This is a genomic window from Pedobacter sp. Hv1 (assembly GCF_001412215.1).
Lineage (GTDB): Bacteria > Bacteroidota > Bacteroidia > Sphingobacteriales > Sphingobacteriaceae > Pedobacter.
Genome location: NZ_LLWP01000013.1, coordinates 1 through 14,127 on the forward strand (window position 1 = coordinate 1; position 14,127 = coordinate 14,127).

The window sequence follows — 14,127 nt, forward strand, 5'->3', positions numbered from 1 at the left end:
AAAATCAACCGTTCCTTTATCAATTCTAACCGATTTCATTTCCTTACTGAACAGCAGGGAAATGATAAACTTTGCTTTGTTGGGCATTCCCGATGCTTCAAAAAGCGATAAAAGTTTGGCATTTTCTTCGTCTGTAAGACGGAAAACGTGGCGGTGGATGCTCGGGTCGGTTTTCGGTGTCCGTCCGCCCTTATTCTGTTTTTTGTTACTGTTCTCGTTCATCACTAATCCATTTTTAATCCACACAAAACCTCGACTTCGGAGAGCGTTTTCTGCCCCCTGCTAAGGGCAAGTTGTTTTGAGGCACTAACTCGGTTTCGAGTGCCTCAAAACACAACTTGCCGTGTTCTGTCGAACACAAAAATCCGCCCTGCGGGACGGATTAAATGTAACAGGGAAAAGCGGCTCGATGCCGTTCCTATTACCCTCCGATTTGTCAAAAGACTTTTGCATAAATCCATTAATAAAAATCATTGTACAAAGTAAAGCCCTGTTTACGAAAGCAGTGTATTGTATAGCAGTGCCAAACACTGCCTTTGAATGCCAAACACTGCCACAGCTCAATCAGCGGTTAAATCAATCGCTTTATTTGCCGTATAATTTTAGTGCAGGTAGTAAAAAAAGTATTTCAACAAAGAAGAAAATCAGGTTTGCAAACAGGCAGTTTGGAATAAAAGCATAAGGTTTTAAAAGCATAAAACAATAAAAGTGTAAAAGCATAAAAGCGGTAAAGCAATTTACCTGTTGCAAGTTTTGCCACTTGCCAAAGAATGTACCTGACAAGGCAAAAATGAAAGCAAATACCTGTGCAGGAAATTACCCAAAAGGGAATGCAGGAATATAGGAATGAGGTAATAATCAGATAAACCAATATTCAATCCTGCAAAACAAATAAAGTGTGTAACAATAAATTTTTAAATAATGGAAACAACAAAGAAAACTTTAAAAATCAGCTTCTCCACCCAAAAGGGCGGTGTGGGAAAATCTACGATGACAACCCTGCTGGCGAGTGTGCTTCACTACCGTTTAGGTTTTAATGTGCTGGTATTGGATTGCGACTTTCCGCAATACAGCCTGAACAACATGCGTGAACGGGATAAGAGAACCATAATGCAGAACGACTACCATAAAAAAGCGGCAATGAAGCAGTTTCAAGCCATCAACAAAAAAGCGTACCCGATTATTAAATGCAAAGCTGAAACGGCTCTGGAGAAAGCTTCGGAATATAGAAGCCAGTCGGCGGTTGTACCAGATGTGATTTTCTTCGACCTGCCGGGAACAGCCAACACCAAAGGCGTTCTGACCACCTTAAAAAAAATGGACTTTATCTTTTCGCCCATTACTGCCGACCGTTTGGTAGTGGAAAGTACATTGGGCTTTACCAAAGCCTTTCTCGGACTTCCCCAAACGGACGAGGGCAATCCCGAACAAGAGATGTGGCTGTTTTGGAACCAAGTGGACGGCAGGGAAAAAACAGGTTTGTATGATGCGTATCAAAGTGTCATCAAAGAACTCAACCTGCCCATAATGGAAACAAGAATAATGGATAGCAAGCGTTTCCGAAAGGAAACAGACGACACAGGCAGTTATGTATTCCGGTCAAGTTTGCTGCCTGCCGAACCACAGTTAATGAAAGCAACCAAAATGGATTTATTTGTCGAGGAGTTTTTAAAAATCACTCATCTATAAAAAATAGTAAAGTATGGCTTCAGACAACAAAAATAACGATTTTGAAAAGCCCAATGTTGATGAGGAATATCTTATGAACATTATAAGTGGCGATGAGCCTGTTGCTACACCAAGCAATAATAAACAGCAGGATGTACCAAAGGAAACAAAGACCAGGGAAAAAGCCCGTAACAGTTCATCAAAGAAAGCGGATTATGAGGAAACCTTTTTGGTCAATCGATTTCCATCGGGGCGTAACGGAAAGGTGGTTTACATACGCCCTGAATACCACGAAAGATTGCTCCGCATCGTTCAACTGACAAGGGAAGAAAGAACTACGCTCTACTCTTACATTGACAACATTCTTGAAAATCATTTCAGGGAGTACGGGGACGATATTACCAATTATTTCAACGAACATTTTAAACCCATTCTATAATGAAGAAAGATAAAAAGAACAGGAATGCTATTGTATCCGGCAACAGCTCCGATACAGTTAGCAATACGACTAAAACAACCTATGAAAACGCATTTATGCAAATGAATAAAATGCAGAAAAGAGGCAATAAAAGTATATACCTAAGTCCTGAACATCACGAACGTTTAACCCGCATTGTACAGATTATAGGCGATGATAAAATACCCTTGTTTGCCTATCTCAATAATATTCTTGAACATCATTTTAAAGTGTTTGAAGATATGATTACAAAGGAGTTCAACGAAAAATACAAAGGCTTATTTTAAAAACCCTACGTTATGGAAATAGTAATTGTGATATGCCTGCTGATAGTCATTGTCCTGCTTTTGCAGGATAAGATTGTCATTCATAAAAGGTCAAAGCAAGAACCTTCGCAGAAGAAAGTCAATCCGAACCTGCCCGATATTATGGGACAACCTAAACCCGTAGAACGCCTTTCAGTGCCAAACACTGCCAATGAACGCCAAATTGAGGAACCGGAGATAAACCCTGCTAATTTAGACATTGAATACGACGAAAATGAAAACGTCGGCATTCAAATCCGCAAGGAAGAGCTGGACGAAGTTTTCAGAAATATGCCTGATTTGGAGGAAGAGGAAGAAGAATGGAACAGGTACGGAATATTTGGTGGCGATAACAGTCTTGCCCAAGGGGTTACCTTTGAAGAACTAAGCTCCGTAGGTGCATTGCTCCAAAAAGAGAATTTGGAACAATCACAAAAGGAAACAGCGGTAGATATAGTTCAAAGATTACAGGGGACTGAATTATTCAGCCTGCTGGAAAATTCCATCGAGGGTGCCTCCCTAAAAATTGCCGAGCTTTTGGATAGCACACTCTCATCTGAAACGGAAGCCGGTTCTTCCACTTTGCGGAAAAATGATTTGAATGATTTTGACATTGGGGAGTTTGTATAGACTTCCCTTTGTCTTTTAAAATAAGAAAATATGGAAAATGGATTGCCAAATACTAATATAGAACCGGGCAGTTTGCTTGACCTGCGTTTGAATAAAGGCATACTACCTACACTTGATATTGCAGGTCATACATTCTATGTGGATTTACGCATGAACAAACTACGGCCAAAGGACGACTTTATATCCAAAGGCATAGACTTTACTGAAATAAAAGACTACTATGATCGTGACAGACGGGCATTTGTTATTCCTTATAATCCAACAAAACGCGAATTTCAGCAGGACGATGTTTCTAAAATGACCGAACTGCCTACTGATATTATCATAGTGCAGTTTCCCAATCAGTATGAATTGGATATAGTGGGATGGAATAGAAAGCATGGTAATAGCCTAACTGATCAGGATGTGAAACAAATGCACTTTGAAGCGCGTACCCTGCCGTGGGTAGACACCAATGTGATTGAACATATAAAACGTAATGTTGCCGAACAGCTACAACCAAAAGAAGAATATATTGTCAACCAACTAAAGGACAATCTGTATAAGATACCCACCGACACACAAAGGGTACTTCCGACATATAAAGTATTCGGAACAGAATTTATCGTCGATGTCAATCAGTTGGAACTCCGTCAAAAAGCCAATCCGAAAAATGTAATTTCTCTATCCGATATGGAAGAAAAAGCAGTACAGGGCTACAGATTTTGGTACAGCCCAAATACAAAGGGCTTGACAACATACGCCGAACCAGGAGCAAAATTAGCAGAGATACCCGACTTTGTAAAACTCGACCCAACTGGGATGTCAAAGAAACATAATATTTCCGAAGATATTATGGCGGGAATGGACGATTTCAAACTGATGGTTGATCAGGATGCGTTCGATAAAATTGCTTACAAAGGTATTATCCCAACGATAGATATTGCGGGACACACTTTTCATATTGACTTATTTAATGACAAATTGCACCCTAAAGATGATATCTGGTCACGGGGCATCATCTTTACCGAACTCAAACATTATTACTCGCACAAAGACAACATTTATACCATTCCTTACAATCAAAAGACGCATACCTTTCAGGAAGTGAGCCTAAATGTCAAGGAGATTCCTAAAGACCTCATTGTTGTACAAATTCCCGGCAAGCGTACCCTTGACCCAATTGGTCAAAACAAAGCGGGTGACTTAAATAGTTCAGACTATTTAAAAAAACATGGAGTGCAACTGAAATTTGACGCCAAAGTAATACCGTGGCATCAGACCCGTTTTGCGGAAACCGTAAAGCAAAACAATGGACAAGAAGTAAAGGTAGGACAAAAAAAATCCACTAGTCCAAAGCCAGAGGAAAGTGAATTCAGCAAAAGAAAAGGTCGCAGAATGTGAATTCAGCATGCTAAAAAGCTAGCTATTGGGCAGTTACCTTTTCTTTGAAACTGAAGTTTATTCTTTTGTTTTGTGGAAAATGATTTTGGAGAATTTTGACATTGGGAGTTTGTTTGATAGCAAACTCCCTTTTCTATTTGCAATGCTCTCCATTTATTAATATTCATGAAACATACTCACTTTCATGTCGTTAAACTTGTCTTTAACATAAAATAGAAACTAAAATCTTTTTTTTGGAAATTTATATCAAAAAATGGAAATAAAAATCTTGTTTTGGAAATTTATTACTATATTTGCATTTATAACTTAAGAAACAAATAAGCAAATGCTCAAATATTTCAGTATAGTACAAGCTCTAAGCAGGTCCGCATTGGCAACGCCGAATGAAGCTGTCACGCATCAAATTAGAAGATTAAAAGAAAGTCTGGAAAAAGATGGGTTTACTAAAGAGGCAAAGTCATTGGAGGCTTTGTTGACTGCTTCTGAATCATCGCTTGACATGTCTCCAAGTAAAATCCAGAGATCTTTCGTTGTTTTAAAAGGCGAGGAAGTAACTCCTAAGACATCGATCCCTGTAGATAAGGAGACATCAACACCATTGGCAGAGATTTTTTTCCCTGATGATCTACCAGAAAAAGCCCCAATGTTTGATGGTAATATCCAGCTTGCTATTCACTCAATTGTAAATGAATGGAGTAAATTCGATCAACTTTTAGAAATTAATGCTACCCCTGCTAGCTCCTGCTTAATTTATGGTGCGCCAGGAACTGGTAAAACACATTTAGCAAAATGGATTGCAAAACAAATTGGATTACCTGTAGTACTGGCAAGGTTAGAAGGGCTTATGTCTTCGTATTTAGGAACTACATCTCGAAATATTGGTAATCTGTTCGCTTTTGCTAATAGGTATAAATGCATCTTACTTCTTGATGAGTTTGATGCAATTGCTAAACTCCGTAACGATCCACAGGAGGTTGGTGAAGTAAAAAGAGTAGTCAATACGTTGTTGCAAAGTCTAGATTCACGTCATGAAAAAGGTTTTACCATTGGTGTAACCAACCATGAAAGTCTCCTTGATCCCGCTATTTGGAGAAGGTTTGATATACAGGTTGAAATTCCTAAACCTTCTCCCGAAGTAATGATTCAATTACTCAAGAATTTTATTACGCCTTTAGAATTTAACGAAAGTGAGATTAAATTTTTAGCATGGTGCCTTGATGGTTCATCAGGTGCTGATGCAGAAATGCTTTCGAAATGGCTAAAGAGAGCTTTTGTGTTAGAAAAGAAAAGCAATATCGTAGAAGTAATGAAGCAATTTGCTGTGCTCAACTCTGGAAGGGTAGACACAAAAAAGAGAAATGTTATGGTTCACAGTGATGAAGATTTTATAAACATGCTGTTAAACGATAAGGTTTACTCTTTTAAACAGAAAGATCTAGCATCATTGTTCGGAATGACCCCGTCAACTTTGAGTAAGCAGCTATCGAAATTTAAAGATTCTGAAAAAATATAAGTTATGGCAAATAGTCCTGTTCAAATAGTATTAAATAGCGATGCTTTTATCGAGGCATTAGAAAATAATGGAGGCGGTGGTTCTAAAGACTTTTTTGCCGGAAATGATACCGAATTCATCGAGCATCGAGATAATATTCAAAATCAGCTTAGTGAGATAAAGAGCATGCAATTGGTAAATAGTTTTGCTAAGGTTTCTTATGCGAAAGTTACATTAAAGCAAACGGCATTAGCAAAAAGTCATCGTCCAACTTCACAAGTTTTTAAAAGGGATGTTGCTCCTATAATTGGAGCTGGAGATTTGGGAGAATTATTTGTCGAACTGACGCCAGAAAGTATTGATAAAATAAATACTAAAGTTGGACAGGCTGAACCCGAAACAAGATATAAAGAAAAGAATGGGAAGAATGAACCTAATCCTTCAAGATTAAGAAGTGAAGTCGGTGCAATTGAAGGAATTAGCCCATATACTGCAAGTGACAAAAGGAATTTTTCTGTTAAAGAAGCCGTAAAATGGCTATCTAATCCTCAAACTGGCGGTTCGTATATGGTAGAATTGTTTGAAGCTCCTCCGGCGAGGCAAGATTGGGATTTACTAAGTAAATACAAATTCGATTTGTTTGATAGCTTTTTTGGAGGGCTAACCATTTTAGGCACAGGCTTATTTGTGTCAAGAATTACTACCGGTCAAGGCTCATCTGTTGTGTTTGGTGTCAAATTAGAAAAAACCGATTCAACTCCCGTAATACAGCTTTACTCATCATCAACAGCAGGCAAATCAGGAGAGAAAAAATCTATTGACCTAAACTTGGAGAGACATAACGAATTATTAGAATATTTGGGAAATCATCCATTGGTAAAAAAAGTTACTCTTCCTCCCATCATTACACAAAGCTCAACTGTCAAGTCTCAGGTCAAAGGTGAAAACTTTACTGTTCTTGCTCCTGATCATAAAGGATCATATCCAAAAATATGCGTTGTAGACGGAGGTGTTTCAGATGTTTATGGCGACTGGATAGAAGATCGTTGGGGATTAATTAGCAGCATGGACAAAGACGAAAATCACGGTACTTTTATAGCTGGATTAGCAATATTTGGCCAACAATTAAATGGGAAGGCTATTTGCCGGGAAATTGATGGTTGTAAAATTATAGATCTTGATATATTACCTCGTGCTGATAGATATAGCTCGTACTATTCAAAACCTCTAGAATTTTTTAATGAACTTGAAACTGCTGTTCAGGAATTAAAAGCTAGAACTGGAGTTCGAATATTTAATTTCAGCCTGAATATAGAAGAGCATGCATCAACTACAGGCTATAGCGTTCCTGCACAAATTTTGGACAAAATTGCAGAAGAAAACGATGTCGTTTTTGTTATTTCGGCGGGTAATACGCATCCTAGAGATATTAGAAAAGAATGGCCTGTGGATCATTTCGATGCATTAAAAATATTAGCTTCTTCGAGAAATGACGCTATTAAAAAACCAGCTGAAAGCTGTCGCAATATTAGTGTTTCAGCTTTAAACCCTCCGCATCTTGAAGGTGTTGTTCCTTATGCTCTAAGCAGTTACAGTTGTCGTGGACCTGGACTACGAGTAGGACTCAAACCTGATTTTGCTCATATTGGTGGTTCTGGGACTAGTCACCCAACTTTAGGACATGGTCTTCTATCTTTAGACCCAACGAGTAATATTGTAGATGGTTGCGGAACTAGTTACGCAGCTCCTAATGTAGCAAAGACTTTAGCAAGTCTTGATCATTCGATTGAAGGTATAGTTTCAAGGGAAACACTAATCGCTCTTGGAATCCATCATGCTGTATTGCCAGAGTCCCTCAACGACAAAAATTTGAGAAATGTCTCCAAACACTTGGTTGGATTCGGTATGCCGGATGGTTCTGAAGACATTTTGAACGGAAATTCATCTGCAATAACATTAGTATTTGCAAACCGAGCCATAAGTGGCCATAAAATGAGTTTTAAATTTTCATGGCCGTCAAGCTTAGTAAGGGATGGTAAATGCTTTGGGCACGCAAAACTCACCATTGTAAGCACTCCAAGATTTGATTACAGATTTGGATCTGAGTTTGTCAGAATAAATATCGACGCAGCTCTGAGACAGCTACAAAATAATGGTAACTATAAAGGAAGGTTGAATGCAATTTATACGCCAGAAGATGGTGACGGAAGTTTATATGAGAAAGATCAGATTGAACATTCTTTCAAATGGAGTCCAGTGAAAGTTTATGAAAAAACTTTCCCCCGAGGAGTTGGACCATCGACAGAATGGAAACTAGATGTAGAGTACTTGTCAAGAGATGGTGTAACTATACCAGCTGCGGGTGTACCATTTACAGCAATACTAACAATTTCAGATCCTAATAGTGAGAAACCAGTATTTAATGACATGCGACAAATGCTACAGTCTCTTGGAGTCCAGGCAGTTGACATCAAAACTGCAGCTCGAATTGTACCAAGAGTTTAATTTAATAATTTAAAAAAACATATAATTATGGCAAATTACCATGTAACACAAAAGAAAGAGCAAGACGGATGGAATGTCCAGAAGGAAGGCGGCAAGAAAGCTTCAGCAGTTGCCAGTACTCAAAAGCAAGCTGAACAACTAGCAAAACAGTTTTCATCAAATAATGGCGGAGGAGAAGTTAGAATACATCGCCCAAATGGTGGGCCAATTAGAGATAGTGACACTGTTAAACCCGGAAACGATCCAAAATCAGTAAAAGACACAAAATTTTAATGAGAAAGAGACGGTAAGAAAATAAAAAACCAGGCGAAAATCACCTGGCTTGATTCCTTAAAGGAAACAAAAGCCCTTGCAAGGCTCTTGGTAGTAATGTTTTTGCACTTCAAAACTACCTCCTTTATTTGAAATAAACAAGCTTTTCGTGATTTTAAACCTCCTGCCGGTACAATTCAGGTAGTGGGGCTTGGTATTAATAGTATAAAATTTCAATTGCATCAGAATTAAACTATCGCAGGGTACGCCCTATTTATTGCCGAAATGATAAGCAATAAGCAATTAAATATTAATTAATATCAATTTAAATTCAAGATGAATTCAAATAAACATGAAGGGGAATCACATTCCCAAAATCCAAAAGTACCTCTAACATTTGTAATAGAAGGTAAAGAGTATGAAGCCTTTGACCAGTACAAAACAGGAGCAGAATTAAAACAGCTTGCTGGGATACCTTTAGATACCGAGTTGTTTTTGTCAATTAGCAAACCTTATCAGGATGAGCTTATTGAAAATGAGAAACAAGTTAACTTGGCTCGACCTGAAACCGAGTATTTCTTTGTAAAGAAAAAGCTTCAGTTTTTCATTAATGACAAGCCCTTTACCTGGTATAAGCAATACATCAGAGGTGCTCAAATCAGAGAACTGGGTAATATACCTGTTGAAGATGATATCTTCCTTGACATCAAGGAAGGTTGGCAAGACGATCAAATATTAGATGATGAAGTCGTTGATTTAGCTCGTCCGGGTAAAGAGAAGTTTTTCTCTAAGCCTAGACCAACGGAGTTTACAATCATTGTGAATGCTCGTCCACATATTTGGAAAGAAGCACACATCTCTTTTGAGCAGTTGGTTGTGTTGGCTTTCGGATCATACGATAATAACCCAAACAAGGGTTATACGGTTACTTATAGCAGAGGTTGGGAACCAAAACCGGAAGGCACTATGATTAAAGGTTCGATTGTTCGTGTAAAAAATAAAATGATCTTCGATGTCACAGCAACTGATAAATCATAGTCCTGACCTTAAACGTCTAAGAGACGAAGGTTATGAGATCGAGGTACGTGGTGGATATTTACTTATCCACCATATACCCTTTGTAGATCAAAACAATCAAATCCAATATGGAATATTGGTAACTACGCTTACACTAAGTTGTAATGAACGAACGGGAACTCCGGATAACCATGTTATACATTTTATTGGGGATAACCCCTGTGAAATTGATGGTACAGTCATTACAGCAATCCAGCATAGCAATACTACTTCTGTACTAAACCATCAGGTTACGGTAAACAGATCTTTTTCAAATAAGCCTGCTGCCGGATATCCGAACTACTATGAAAAAGTCAAGAGGTATGCAGACATCATTTCCGCACCTGCGAAATATCTGGACCCTTCAGTTACGGAAAAGACTTTTAAGGTCATACCGGACAGTGGTAATGAAACAGTATTTGAATATATTGACACCAATTCCAGCCGCGCAAACATCGAAATGATTAATGCAAAGTTAGAAAGGCAGAAAATAGCAATTATTGGGCTGGGCGGTACTGGAGCATATATTCTGGATTTGGTAGCTAAAACTCCGGTAAAAGAAATCCATATATACGATGGGGACACCTTTGACCAGCACAATGCTTTCCGTTCTCCCGGTGCAGCGTCAATGAATGATCTGTACGAAAACCCGAGAAAGGTGTCTTATTATCAAAAGTTGTATTCAAACATGCGCAAGTATATCCATGGGCATGACTACTATGTAAAGAAAGAGAACTTACAAGAGTTGGATCAAATGGATTATGTATTTGTATGTGTAGACAAGAATGCCGTAAGGAAGATAATAACGGATTATTTGGTAAGTGTAGATGTCGCTTTTTCCGATGTAGGTCTAGGGGTTAATGTAGTTGATGATAAACTTACAGGTGCTGTAAGGGTTACTTCTGCTTCTCGTGACAAAAATGATCATCTGCCCCTCCGTATTTTTTCGGAAGACTCTGATAATAATGAATACGCTACCAACATTCAGGTAGCTGAACTGAATGCATTAAATGCTGTTTTTGCTATCCTGAAATGGAAGAAGTTATCTGGAATTTATGTTGATCTGGAAAATGAATATCACAGCTCATATTCCATTAGTGTGTCTAAAATTTTCAATGAGGATGTTACACCATAAATTTGTTGAGTTCATTCCTGAAAAGGTTGAGGAGGGCGTTTTGTATGTCTCAATAGAATACTGTACTGCAATACACAAATGTGTATGCGGATGCGGTAATGAAGTGGTGACCCCGTTATCTCCGACAGATTGGAAACTGACTTTTAATGGTAAAGCAGTTACGCTTCACCCCTCTATAGGCAATTGGAATTTTGAATGTCAGTCCCACTACTGGATAAGGAACAATAAAATTGAGTTTGCTGGTCGTTGGACAGAAAGAGAAATCCACTTAGGTAGAGAAAATGATCTAAAACATAAAGAAGAATATTTTGAAATGCCAGATATTCCAAAAGAAGAACCTGTTGTTCAAGAAATCCCTAAACCTACTATTTGGCAGAAAATCTCCAAACTCTTCCGATTGTAGAACTTTAATTTTATCTCTATAAAGCCGAGGGTAATTCTTCGGCTTTATTTATATAATTGTCTTTAGGTTATCTGATACTAATTAGGTTATTTTCCAGCAATAATCTCGCATAGCTCCCCAAATTTCATTACCTCTTCGTAACTATCTGTTGCGTGTAGAAAGGCGGGGTTTTTATGGTCTGATTTATTAATAATATCAATAAATAACTTCATGTTTTCTAATTGCAAAGCTGAGAACGAGTCGATATCTGCTTTAATTTCTTCCATATTGTGTGTATTCCTGTAATTGGTGTATTTACCCATGAAACCAACGAAAACATCAGATAGTTGTGTCAAATGGCTATCCTGAGAATCAACAAAAGAATAGTTTTTAAACTCTACTCCTTTATCTAGCATTCTATACTCGTTCAAAGCCTCTCGGATGGAATCCTCATTATCGAATATATGAGTTGAATTCTTGAAAGTGTAGATGGGTCTAAGATAAAAATGTGTCAAATCTGCCAGCAAAACATAATCTTTTTCATCCATAACAAAAGCTAGTTCGCCTTTCTTTTTAGACTCTTTCAGTATCTGCCGTAACGATTCCAACCCAAAGTGAAATTCTGGTATCGGAAGATATGCCTCAAAAAGGTTGCTCAATGCCTCTATAAAATCACCAATTTTTTCAGGTTTAACATTAGGATATTCAAAAGCATAAAAAAGTTTGATAACGGCGTCTATTTCAAGACGGCAGAGTTTATAGAGGTCGTTCTTTAGTCGGTTGTCAAATCCAGGGCCTAATCTCATAGCCACATCAGAGTTCATGATAGCAGAATCTACAATGTCCACAACCGACCAATAGAGAATATTAAGACTTGAATAATGCACATAAAGATCACTATCCTTTAAAAAGTGCAAGAACAGGTTTAACTTCTGGGATTTGAGGCAATCAAGAAAATCCCCGAATGCTATATGTTTGAATTTAACTTCCTTAGCTGTTTTTTGCAATTTAAAGCTATCTATCAATGGCTGTACGTCTGGTACTTCTCCCTGATGTAGAAGTCCACCCAAAACGAAGTTTGCTGTAAATGTATAATTGAAATCATTTTCTCTTACATAGAATGTTTTGATGTTATTGGTTTCATCATAATAGAATATGTACGGTGTCGCAAAATCTACCCTTGGATTCAATAATCGGGCAAATTGATTAGCATCTTCTATTTCTGCTATTTCAAAATCTATCATAGTATTAACTTATTAAAAATAATAAGTGACTAAGTTATAAAAAATCCCCCTTAGACCGCCACCCACCGCCAAACAATTCCTTTGACTGCCACTTTGTTATAACGCCCTGATTTCTGAAACACCTTTGTCCCGAAAGTCCGCAAGGTGCGGGAAAGTAGTAACAAAATAATACGTTTCAATTATGGAAAAACAAAGAAAAAAAGTTTTGCTGGCAGCCGTGGCTATGCTGTCAGGAATTGGTGCTTTCGCACAGGGAAACGGTACAGCAGGTATCAACGAGGCTACCCAAATGGTAACGTCTTATTTCGACCCAGCAACCCAATTAATCTACGCCATCGGTGCGGTCGTCGGGTTAATCGGAGGTGTTAAGGTGTACAATAAATTCAGCTCAGGCGACCCCGACACATCAAAGACTGCGGCAAGCTGGTTCGGTGCGTGTATCTTCTTAATCGTAGCGGCTACCATCCTGCGTTCATTCTTCCTTTAATCCTTTGCTTTATGAACAATTACAACATAAACAAAGGCATCGGAAGAACGGTGGAATTTAAAGGTTTGAAAGCACAATACCTTTTCATTTTCGCAGGTGGGCTGCTCGGTACGCTCATCTTCGTGATGATACTGTATATGGCAGGCGTAAACTCTTACATCTGCCTGTTTCTCGGTGCTGGTGGTGCTTCGCTGATTGTATGGCAGACCTTTTCGCTGAACAGAAAATATGGCGAACACGGATTAATGAAGATAGCGGCTAATAAAAGGCATCCCCGCTACATCATCTGTCGCAAGCCTGTACACCGCTATTTAAAATTCACTCCTAAACAGAATGCCGTATGAGAAATGTATCAAAGACTACCACACTGGAAAGCAAGTTTCCGTTACTGGCAGTAGAAAACAACTGCATTCTTTCCAAAGATGCAGACATTACCGCCTGTTTTGAAGTGCGTTTGCCGGAACTGTTTACTGTAGCTTCTGCGGAATATGAAGCCATACATTCCGCTTGGCACAAAGCTATCAAGACTTTGCCGGATTTTACAGTAATCCACAAACAGGATTGGTACATTAAAGAAAGTTATGCGCCCAATTTGGCAGCCGACAACCAGAGTTTTTTGGCAAAATCCTATCAACGCCATTTTAACGAGCGACCGTTCCTAAACCATTATTGCTACCTCTTTTTAACTAAGACAACCAAAGAGCGTATGCGTATGCAAAGCAACTTCAGTTCTCTTTGCAAAGGTTCGCTGATCCCGAAAGAAATAAGGGATAAGGAAGCTATACACCGCTTTATTGAAACCGTGGCACAGTTTGAGCGTATTGTGAACGATAGCGGTTTTGTAAGTCTGCGACGTTTGACCGAAGAAGACATTATTGGTATAGACGGGAAACAGGGATTGCTGGAACAGTACCTTACACTATCAAGGGAACCTGGAACACCGATGCAGGACATCGCACTCGGAACAGAGGAAGTTCGTATCGGGAACAAAAGGTTAAGCCTGCACACGCTTTCGGACACGGATGATCTACCCGGAACAGTATCTGCCGATACCCGTTTTGAAAAACTATCTACAGACCGGAGCGACTGTCGTTTATCATTCGCTGCTCCTGTGGGATTACTCCTTAGCTG

At 38.7% G+C, this 14,127-nt stretch carries 15 protein-coding genes and 1 pseudogene; 14 read left to right on the plus strand and 2 right to left on the minus strand.

Annotated features, from left to right (window positions below; all coding sequences use genetic code 11):
• Window positions 1-222 (minus strand): annotated as a pseudogene (locus tag AQF98_RS21290) (hypothetical protein); the annotation flags it as partial.
• Between the two features lie 699 nt (window positions 223-921).
• Here AQF98_RS21290 and AQF98_RS21300 point away from each other — a divergent pair.
• From AQF98_RS21300 to AQF98_RS21350, 11 genes are all read left to right on the plus strand, one after another.
• Window positions 922-1,689 (plus strand): ParA family protein, encoded by a 768-nt coding sequence (locus AQF98_RS21300; protein ID WP_055133997.1) that lies wholly within the window; start codon window positions 922-924, stop codon window positions 1,687-1,689.
• 13 nt (window positions 1,690-1,702) lie between these two features.
• Window positions 1,703-2,107, plus strand: coding sequence for a DUF3408 domain-containing protein (locus tag AQF98_RS21305; RefSeq protein WP_055133998.1), 405 nt, complete (start codon window positions 1,703-1,705; stop codon window positions 2,105-2,107).
• Window positions 2,107-2,412: a DUF3408 domain-containing protein gene (locus AQF98_RS21310; RefSeq protein ID WP_055133999.1), complete on the plus strand. Its 306-nt coding sequence runs from the start codon at window positions 2,107-2,109 to the stop codon at window positions 2,410-2,412. The genes AQF98_RS21305 and AQF98_RS21310 overlap by 1 nt, the downstream gene beginning before the upstream one ends.
• Window positions 2,413-2,424: 12 nt before the next feature.
• Window positions 2,425-3,060: a hypothetical protein gene (locus AQF98_RS21315; protein WP_055134000.1), complete on the plus strand. Its 636-nt coding sequence runs from the start codon at window positions 2,425-2,427 to the stop codon at window positions 3,058-3,060.
• A gap of 30 nt (window positions 3,061-3,090) precedes the next feature.
• Window positions 3,091-4,443 (plus strand): hypothetical protein, encoded by a 1,353-nt coding sequence (locus AQF98_RS21320; RefSeq protein ID WP_055134001.1) that lies wholly within the window; start codon window positions 3,091-3,093, stop codon window positions 4,441-4,443.
• 325 nt (window positions 4,444-4,768) lie between these two features.
• Window positions 4,769-5,956 carry an AAA family ATPase gene (locus AQF98_RS21325; RefSeq protein WP_055134002.1) on the plus strand — a complete coding sequence of 396 codons (1,188 nt, stop codon included), beginning with the start codon at window positions 4,769-4,771 and terminating at the stop codon, window positions 5,954-5,956.
• 3 nt (window positions 5,957-5,959) lie between these two features.
• Window positions 5,960-8,440, plus strand: a complete 2,481-nt coding sequence (locus AQF98_RS21330; protein WP_055134003.1) for a S8 family peptidase — start codon at window positions 5,960-5,962, stop codon at window positions 8,438-8,440.
• A gap of 27 nt (window positions 8,441-8,467) precedes the next feature.
• Complete coding sequence (locus AQF98_RS21335; protein ID WP_055134004.1) at window positions 8,468-8,713, plus strand: DUF2188 domain-containing protein; 246 nt, start codon at window positions 8,468-8,470, stop codon at window positions 8,711-8,713.
• 315 nt (window positions 8,714-9,028) lie between these two features.
• The gene (locus AQF98_RS21340; protein WP_055134005.1) at window positions 9,029-9,730 is read left to right on the plus strand and encodes a multiubiquitin domain-containing protein; all 702 of its coding nucleotides are present in this window, start codon (window positions 9,029-9,031) and stop codon (window positions 9,728-9,730) included.
• Entirely contained in the window at window positions 9,705-10,883 is a 1,179-nt protein-coding gene (locus AQF98_RS21345; protein WP_055134006.1) for a ThiF family adenylyltransferase, read from the plus strand. Before AQF98_RS21340 ends, AQF98_RS21345 begins: the two co-directional genes overlap by 26 nt.
• Entirely contained in the window at window positions 10,870-11,286 is a 417-nt protein-coding gene (locus AQF98_RS21350; RefSeq protein WP_235524282.1) for a DUF6527 family protein, read from the plus strand. Before AQF98_RS21345 ends, AQF98_RS21350 begins: the two co-directional genes overlap by 14 nt.
• Window positions 11,287-11,372: 86 nt before the next feature.
• Here AQF98_RS21350 and AQF98_RS21355 read toward each other — a convergent pair whose 3' ends face one another.
• Window positions 11,373-12,509: a DUF3800 domain-containing protein gene (locus tag AQF98_RS21355; RefSeq protein WP_055134008.1), complete on the minus strand. Its 1,137-nt coding sequence runs from the start codon at window positions 12,507-12,509 to the stop codon at window positions 11,373-11,375.
• A gap of 181 nt (window positions 12,510-12,690) precedes the next feature.
• Here AQF98_RS21355 and AQF98_RS21360 point away from each other — a divergent pair, with 181 nt between their 5' ends.
• The 3 genes from AQF98_RS21360 to AQF98_RS21370 all read left to right on the plus strand — a co-directional run.
• Window positions 12,691-12,996 carry a DUF4134 domain-containing protein gene (locus AQF98_RS21360; RefSeq protein ID WP_026706465.1) on the plus strand — a complete coding sequence of 102 codons (306 nt, stop codon included), beginning with the start codon at window positions 12,691-12,693 and terminating at the stop codon, window positions 12,994-12,996.
• 11 nt (window positions 12,997-13,007) lie between these two features.
• Complete coding sequence (locus AQF98_RS21365; protein WP_055134009.1) at window positions 13,008-13,340, plus strand: DUF4133 domain-containing protein; 333 nt, start codon at window positions 13,008-13,010, stop codon at window positions 13,338-13,340.
• On the plus strand, window positions 13,337-14,127 hold a 791-nt coding region (locus AQF98_RS21370), incomplete at its 3' end, for a TraG family conjugative transposon ATPase (protein WP_152969783.1). The genes AQF98_RS21365 and AQF98_RS21370, both read left to right, overlap by 4 nt.